Below are 6,270 nucleotides of genomic sequence, written 5' to 3'. Positions count from 1 at the left end.
CGCTGCAGGCCCTGCCCGGCGTGGGCCGCAAGACGGCCAACGTGGTGCTGAATGTCTTATGGGGCGAGCCAACCATTGCGGTCGACACCCATATCTTCCGCGTCGCCAACCGCACCGGCCTGGCGAAAGGCAAGACGCCGCTGGCGGTGGAGCTGGCGCTGGAAAAGGCAGTGCCGAAGCAGTTCGTCCAGCACGCCCATCACTGGCTGATCCTGCATGGCCGCTATATCTGCAAGGCGCGCAAGCCCGATTGCTGGCGCTGCATCGTCGCCGACCTCTGCGCCTTCAGACCGAAAACGAAAAAGGACGATTAGCCCAGCCCACTAGCTCAGCGACGCGATCGCGGCCTGCAGGTCGCGCTTGTATTGCAGGAAGTCGACGAAGATGCCGTGCTCGCCGCGTTCATCCGTGCTTTGCGCGCAGCCCGCCGCGATGCGGCGACGGAAGGCTTCCGCGGCAGCCGGATTCTTTTCGCGCGCCTTCAGATAGGCCGCGATCAGGTCGGTCTGCAGGGCACGGCCGGCCCAGCCAACGCCAGCGCCTTCCAGCAGGCCGGCCACGAAGAGCCCGTTATCCTGCGGCGGAAAAATATTCAGATAGAGCTGCGGCGCGGCGCGCGCGCCCTGCCAGTTCAGCGAGCGCAGGTCGTTTAGGAAGGGGAAGGTGATGCGATAGCCGGTGGCCAGCAGCACCAGATCGACCCTGTCCTCGCGGCCATCGCTGAAAACGACGGCGTCGCCCCTGAATTCGCGGATCGGCTTGCGCAGCTCCACATCACCCTGCCCCAGATGCTGCAGCACCAGGGAATTGACGATGGGCGTGCGGTCATAAAGGCGATGCCTGGGCCGGGGCAGGCCGAACCGTTCCGGCGGTCCGACCAGCAGGCGCAACAGGGGCTCGTGCAGCATGGCGCGCAGACCTTTGGGCAGGATGAAACGCTTCGGCTTGTGGTTGCCCTCATCGGCCGGTTTGCCGGCGAGGAATTTCGGCACAAAATGATTGCCGCCGCGCACGCTCCACAACACGCGGCCGGCGCGATGGATGGCATCCACCACGATGTCGCAGCCGGTATTGCCCATGCCAACCACCAGCACGGTCTTGCCGTCGAAGATGTCAGCCGTCTTGTAATCCTTGGCATGCATCAACCGGCCGCTGAACTGGCCCGGAATCTGCGGCAGCAACGGATCGGTGAGATGGCCGTTGGCGATCACCACGCCGGCATAATCCTTCACGCCGCCGTCGCTGAAGGTCGCGCGCCAGCCATCGTCCTGCCGCGTCAGCGCCTGCAGCGACGTATTGAAGCGGATCAGCGGCGTGAGGCCAAAATGATCGGCGTAATCACGCAGGTATTGCAGCACCTGGGCATGGCCGGGATAGGCTGGCCAGTCCTCGGGCATCGGGAAATCGGCGAAGGCCGTGGTGCGCTTCGACGAGATCAGATGGGTGGAGGCATAGACCGCGCTGGACTCCGCGCCATAGAGCCACTGCCCGCCGATAGCGGCGTGCCGTTCCACGGCTTCCACCGGCAGGCCGGCCTGTTTGAAGCTTTTCAGGGCCGCCAACCCGGCCGGGCCGGCGCCGATCACCAGATAGGTCATGCCTGCGTTGCCTTCCTGTAGCGTTCGAATACGGCGGCCGCGTCCAGCTGCGGCACATAGCCGAAGCCGCTTTTCAGCAGCGCGTTATCCAGCACCGGACGATACTGGATGAATTTGACATGCTGCGGCCCGAGCTTTGTCAGCCCAAGCCGGTTGAGCAGCCACAACGCGCCTTTCAGCAATGCCGGCGGAATCGCCAGATAGGGTTTGCCGAGCTTGCCCGCGATCTGCGCCAGGCTGAGCGTGCCGTCGCCCGCGAGATTGTAGACGCCAGCCGGGCCGCCGCAGGCCGCACGGATCAGCGCCGCCACCACGTCGCTGTCGGCCACCAGGGAAAATGCCGTCGTCGTGCCGGTGAGGCCCAGCACCAGCGGGCGCTGGAACATCGCGGTGATCTGGTTGGCCGTGCCCGGCCCCAGCACGGTGCAGGGCCGGAACACGGTCTGCTTCAGTTCGGGATGCTTCGCGCGCCAGTCGGCCAGCAATTCCTCGACCAGCCTTTTGTGCCTCGCATAGGCGAAGTCCTCGTTGCCACGCAGGGCGTCGCTTTCGCACAGCGGCACCGGATTGTCGGCGTGATAGCCATAGGCCGCGCCGCTGGAGGTGACCACCAGATGCGCCACACCGGCAGCGAGGCAGGCCTGCAGCACATTCTCGGTGCCCTTCACGTCGATCTCGTAATCACGCTGCTCGTCGCCGCCGGCCGCCACCACGGAGGCAAGATGCACCACGCAGCGCGGCCGATGCTGCTGCACATGGTTTGCCAGTGCCGGATCGCGGATATCGCCAGCGATATAGGTCACCCCGGGCAGCCGCTCAGGCGCCGGCACCTCGCGCAGGTCGAAGGCAAACACTGGCTGCGCAGCCGGCTGGTTTGCCAGCGCCTCAATCAGGTTGCGGCCGATGAAGCCGGCCGCACCCGTCACCAGGACGCCCCTGTTGCTCATGCCGACCGTTCCCGCATGCGCCGCGCATCGCCGCGTTTCCACAGCGTCGCCAGCGTCCAGCCCGACACGATATGCCAGATGCCCCAGCCGGCGGCGATCAGCGCGGCGCCGCCCAGCGCGTCGAACTGGTTGAGGATCAGCGCCAGGCCGAGGCCGGAATTCTGCATGCCGATCTCGATGGTGACGGCGCGACCGTCGGCTTCATTCATGCGGATGGCTTTCGCCGCCAGCCAACCAAGCAGCAGGGCCGCCGCGTTATGCACCACCACCAGCGGCATGATCTGCGCGGTGAAGGCCAGCAGATGCCGGCCATTCGCCACCGTGGTGGCGAGGATGAACAGGATCAGAAACAGGAAGGACAGGATCTGGAACGGCCGGCGCAGCCGCGCCGCCAGCCGCGGCGCCCAGCGCGCCAGCGCCATGCCTAGCGCCATCGGCAGGCCGAGGATCAGCACGGTCTGGGCCAGGAACGGCCCGGCCTGGATATCGACCTGCCGCAGCAAAGCCGCCGTGGCCGGATTGAGCGAGGCCCAGAGCAGGATGTTGAGCGGCGTGGCGATGATCGCCACCACGCTGGACAGGCCGGTCATGCAGACCGACAACGCCGTGTTGCCGCGCCCCATATGCGTGATCAGGTTCGACAGGTTGCCGCCCGGGCAGGCGCCCACGATGATCATGCCGAGCGCGACGCTGGGCTGCGGCTGCAGCACCATGGTCATCGCCCAGGTGAGCGCCGGCAGCAGCAGGGTCTGCGCCGCCAGGCCGGTCAGCGGCGCCAGCGGCTTACGCAGCACGGCGACGAAATCGCTCAGGCGCAGATCCAGCGCGACGCCGAACATGATCAGGGCCAGCACGAGGCCGAGAATCAGTTGACCGGTCGAATCGATCTGGATCAGGACCGCGTCGATGGACGCATCCGTCATGGTTTTCCTCCCTCGCCGGCCGCTTTGCGTTCTGATGTCGGGTTGTCGCGGCCAGCCTGCTGCGGCATTCTGGCGCAGCAAGGGCGCCAGGGCGATGGCCGGATACGCCACCGGCTTGTCGCCAGGCGCCAAAATCAGGAGGAAACCGGGCGGCATGACGCGCGCCGACAGCACCAGGGGCCACAGCACCAGAGGCCGGATTCCGCGCAGCGTGGCGGCCGGCTATGTGCGCACCCTGCTGGACGCGGTGCGCGACGGCACCGCGCGGCCGGCGGCGCCGGACCAGGTGCTGGCCGAGGCCGGCCTGCCGCCGGCCCTGCTCGACACCGCGGAAGGCCGGCTGCCGCATGACGCGGTGTCGGCGATCTGGCAGGCCGCCCAGCGGCTGACCGGCGACAGCCATCTCGGCCTGCATGTCGGCGAGCAGGTGCGGCCCGGCTCCTTCGATGCGCTGGGTCATCTGCTGATGAGCTGCGAGACCCTGCGCGAGGCTGCCGCACAGGCCGACCGCTTCGCGCCGCTGGTCGGCGGCGGCGGCCGCTTCGCGGCGCGGACCGAGAGCGATGCCATCCGCCTGCTCTACATGCCCTTCGATCCGGACTGGCCATGCCGGCGCCAGCGCGTCGAGGCGGTGCTGACGGCGACCCTGACCTTCACCCGCTGGCTCTGCGGCCGGCGCATCGCGCCGCACAGCGTACGTTTCCGCCATGCCGCGCCCGACAGCCTGGCCGAATACCGCCGCATCTTCGCCGCCCCCGTGCAGTTCGAGGCGGAAGATGATTCCATGCTGCTGCCGGACGACATCCTCGCCCTGCCGGTACGTCAGGCCAGCCCGGCGCTGAAAGGCATGCTGGCCGATTATGCCGGCCGCGCCCTGGCGCGCCTGAGCGACACTGTCGATGAAGACGCATTGCGCAGCCGGCTGGCCGACTGCATCCGCGGCCTGCTGGCCAATGGCAACGCGCCGAGCATCGATGCGGCAGCAGCGGATCTGGGGATGACGCCGCGCACGCTGCAGCGCCGGCTGGCCGAACGCGGCACCGGCTTCCAGGACGAAGTGGCGGCCCTGCGCTGCGCGATGGCGAAGGAGCTGCTGCGCGATCCGGACCGCAGCATGGCAACGGTAGCCGCGCGGCTGGGCTTTGCCGATGTGGCCAATTTCCATCGCGCCTTCAAGGCCTGGACCGGCGCGACGCCGGCGCAATGGCGGGACACTGGGCAAGGACAGGCATGACGCGCGTGATGTTCGACAGCAACGCGCTCGACGGCATTCTGAAACATCAGGACTCAGAGCGCATCAAGGCTTCCCGTCTGGAAGTGGTCAGGACTGACGCACAGGAGGATGAGGTTGCGCAGATTCGTGACGTTTTTAAGCGAAACCAACTGATGTCGCTTTTTATGTTGGGACAGCCTGTTGTAGCCCCTGAAATGCCGTGGGACGCCTCCCGCGACCTCATTATCGGCGCAACAGCCGCGAGGCATGCAGACATACTGGTCACCGACGACAAGCTGCTGACCGCACAACTTGCTAAAACGGCACCAGACTTGCGCGTGCTGACTTATAAAAAATTCCGGAAGGAATTTCTGGCCTAGGACATCGGCCTGGGCTGCGCCATCGGCGGCTGCGTCTTCAGCAGGGCGGCGAGGCAGTCGGAATCATCCACCGTCTGGCCACGCACGCGGCTTAAGACCTGGGCATGGGTGACGCGCAGGCGCGGCCCGGCATCGGGATAGAAGAACAGCAGCAGGGTGCAGCGCGGATTCTCCGACTGATACTGCCAGACCTCGCCTGGCGGCTCGCGCCGCAGCGTGGTCGGCGCGCCAAACAGGGCGCGGGCCTCGGCCTCGGTCTTGCGCACCACATCGGCGCTGAGCGGGCGGCGCGGCGCCTCGTCGGGCCGGGCCGGGGCCGGCACCAGGGCGAGATCGAGCGGTTCCTCGGAATCGGCAGCCACGCTGCCCGAAGGCCGCGCGCCGCAGCCGGCCAGCACCACCAGCATCAGCACCGCAAACAGAATGCGCGGGGCAGACGCCCCGCGCGGAACGCTACGCAGAATCACGGCAGGTTATTCGGCAGCAGCCGAGGAGGTGCGGCTGCCCGCGGCCACGGTCTGCACCGTGCCGGAAATCTCGCCGCCGCATTCGATTTCGAGCTGGCCATAGGCGATCTCGCCCGAGACCTTGCCGCTGCCGCGGATCAGCAGACGGCCGCGCACGCTGAGCCGGCCTTCGAAACGGCCGCGGACCTCGGCTTCCTCGACCTCGGCCGAGCCCTTGAACTGGCCGCTTTCGGTGATCTCGACAAAACGGCTTTCGGTGAGCTGGGCCTCGACGCGGCCTTCGACGATCACCTTGTCGCAGGCGGTGATCTGGCCGGTCAGGCTGATCTCGCGGCCGATCAGCAGTACTTTCGGCTCGGCGCCCTGCGATGACGACGAGGCAACGGCGCCGGCCTGCACCACGGCTTTGGGGGCCAGCTCGACGCCGGGGCGCTTGGCGATTTCGGGGCGGAAGGTCGGGGTGGTCGGGGTATCGGTCATGGCGGCTCCGGCGGTAACGGTGGCGGGGGCAGTGGGAAGCACGGGTTTGCCAACGGCCCGCAGATGGCTGGGCATCGGTGGCAGATCGTCATCGGCTTTGGCCGCTGGCACGACCATCGCCGGTTCAGGCTGCTTCGCCTCGGCCAGCTTCGCTCCGGCAGGCTTCGCTTCGGCGGGCGGTGCCGGCGGCAGGGTGGCAGCGGTATCGGCGCTCGGCTTCTTGCGACCAAACATAGACGGTTCTCCTCTGATCCCCCAAGGT

The 6,270-nt window shown here is 67.4% G+C and carries 8 protein-coding genes; 3 read left to right on the top strand and 5 right to left on the bottom strand.

Translation table 11 applies throughout. The features are described from left to right. Positions 1-314 (top strand): endonuclease III (gene nth, locus Q1J79_RS09830; RefSeq protein ID WP_367182980.1); only part of this gene is annotated, 314 nt, incomplete at its 5' end. A gap of 9 nt (positions 315-323) precedes the next feature. Here nth and Q1J79_RS09825 read toward each other — a convergent pair. Genes Q1J79_RS09825 through Q1J79_RS09815 form a run of 3 tightly spaced genes read right to left on the bottom strand, consistent with a single transcriptional unit; the run spans position 324 to position 3,468 of the window. Continuing rightward, positions 324-1,598 (bottom strand): NAD(P)-binding domain-containing protein, encoded by a 1,275-nt coding sequence (locus Q1J79_RS09825; RefSeq protein ID WP_300299718.1) that lies wholly within the window; start codon positions 1,596-1,598, stop codon positions 324-326. Next, positions 1,595-2,545, bottom strand: coding sequence for an SDR family oxidoreductase (locus Q1J79_RS09820; RefSeq protein ID WP_300299716.1), 951 nt, complete (start codon positions 2,543-2,545; stop codon positions 1,595-1,597). The genes Q1J79_RS09825 and Q1J79_RS09820 overlap by 4 nt, the downstream gene beginning before the upstream one ends. Next, positions 2,542-3,468 carry a bile acid:sodium symporter family protein gene (locus Q1J79_RS09815; protein ID WP_300299714.1) on the bottom strand — a complete coding sequence of 309 codons (927 nt, stop codon included), beginning with the start codon at positions 3,466-3,468 and terminating at the stop codon, positions 2,542-2,544. Before Q1J79_RS09815 ends, Q1J79_RS09820 begins: the two co-directional genes overlap by 4 nt. Before the next feature lie 154 nt (positions 3,469-3,622). Between Q1J79_RS09815 and Q1J79_RS09810 the strand changes: the two genes are divergently transcribed. Both Q1J79_RS09810 and Q1J79_RS09805 read left to right on the top strand, forming a co-directional pair. Next, positions 3,623-4,702, top strand: a complete 1,080-nt coding sequence (locus tag Q1J79_RS09810; protein ID WP_300299712.1) for an AraC family transcriptional regulator — start codon at positions 3,623-3,625, stop codon at positions 4,700-4,702. Next, positions 4,699-5,061: a hypothetical protein gene (locus Q1J79_RS09805; RefSeq protein ID WP_300299710.1), complete on the top strand. Its 363-nt coding sequence runs from the start codon at positions 4,699-4,701 to the stop codon at positions 5,059-5,061. Before Q1J79_RS09810 ends, Q1J79_RS09805 begins: the two co-directional genes overlap by 4 nt. Here Q1J79_RS09805 and Q1J79_RS09800 read toward each other — a convergent pair. Next, positions 5,058-5,528 (bottom strand): hypothetical protein, encoded by a 471-nt coding sequence (locus tag Q1J79_RS09800; protein WP_300299708.1) that lies wholly within the window; start codon positions 5,526-5,528, stop codon positions 5,058-5,060. The two genes, Q1J79_RS09805 and Q1J79_RS09800, sit on opposite strands and share 4 nt — an antisense overlap. Positions 5,529-5,534: 6 nt before the next feature. Next, positions 5,535-6,242, bottom strand: coding sequence for a polymer-forming cytoskeletal protein (locus Q1J79_RS09795; protein WP_300299707.1), 708 nt, complete (start codon positions 6,240-6,242; stop codon positions 5,535-5,537). Positions 6,243-6,270 lie beyond the last annotated feature (28 nt).

The organism is Ferrovibrio sp. (genome assembly GCF_029255545.1).
Taxonomy (GTDB): domain Bacteria; phylum Pseudomonadota; class Alphaproteobacteria; order Ferrovibrionales; family Ferrovibrionaceae; genus Ferrovibrio.
This window is presented reverse-complemented; position numbering and strand designations above follow the sequence as displayed.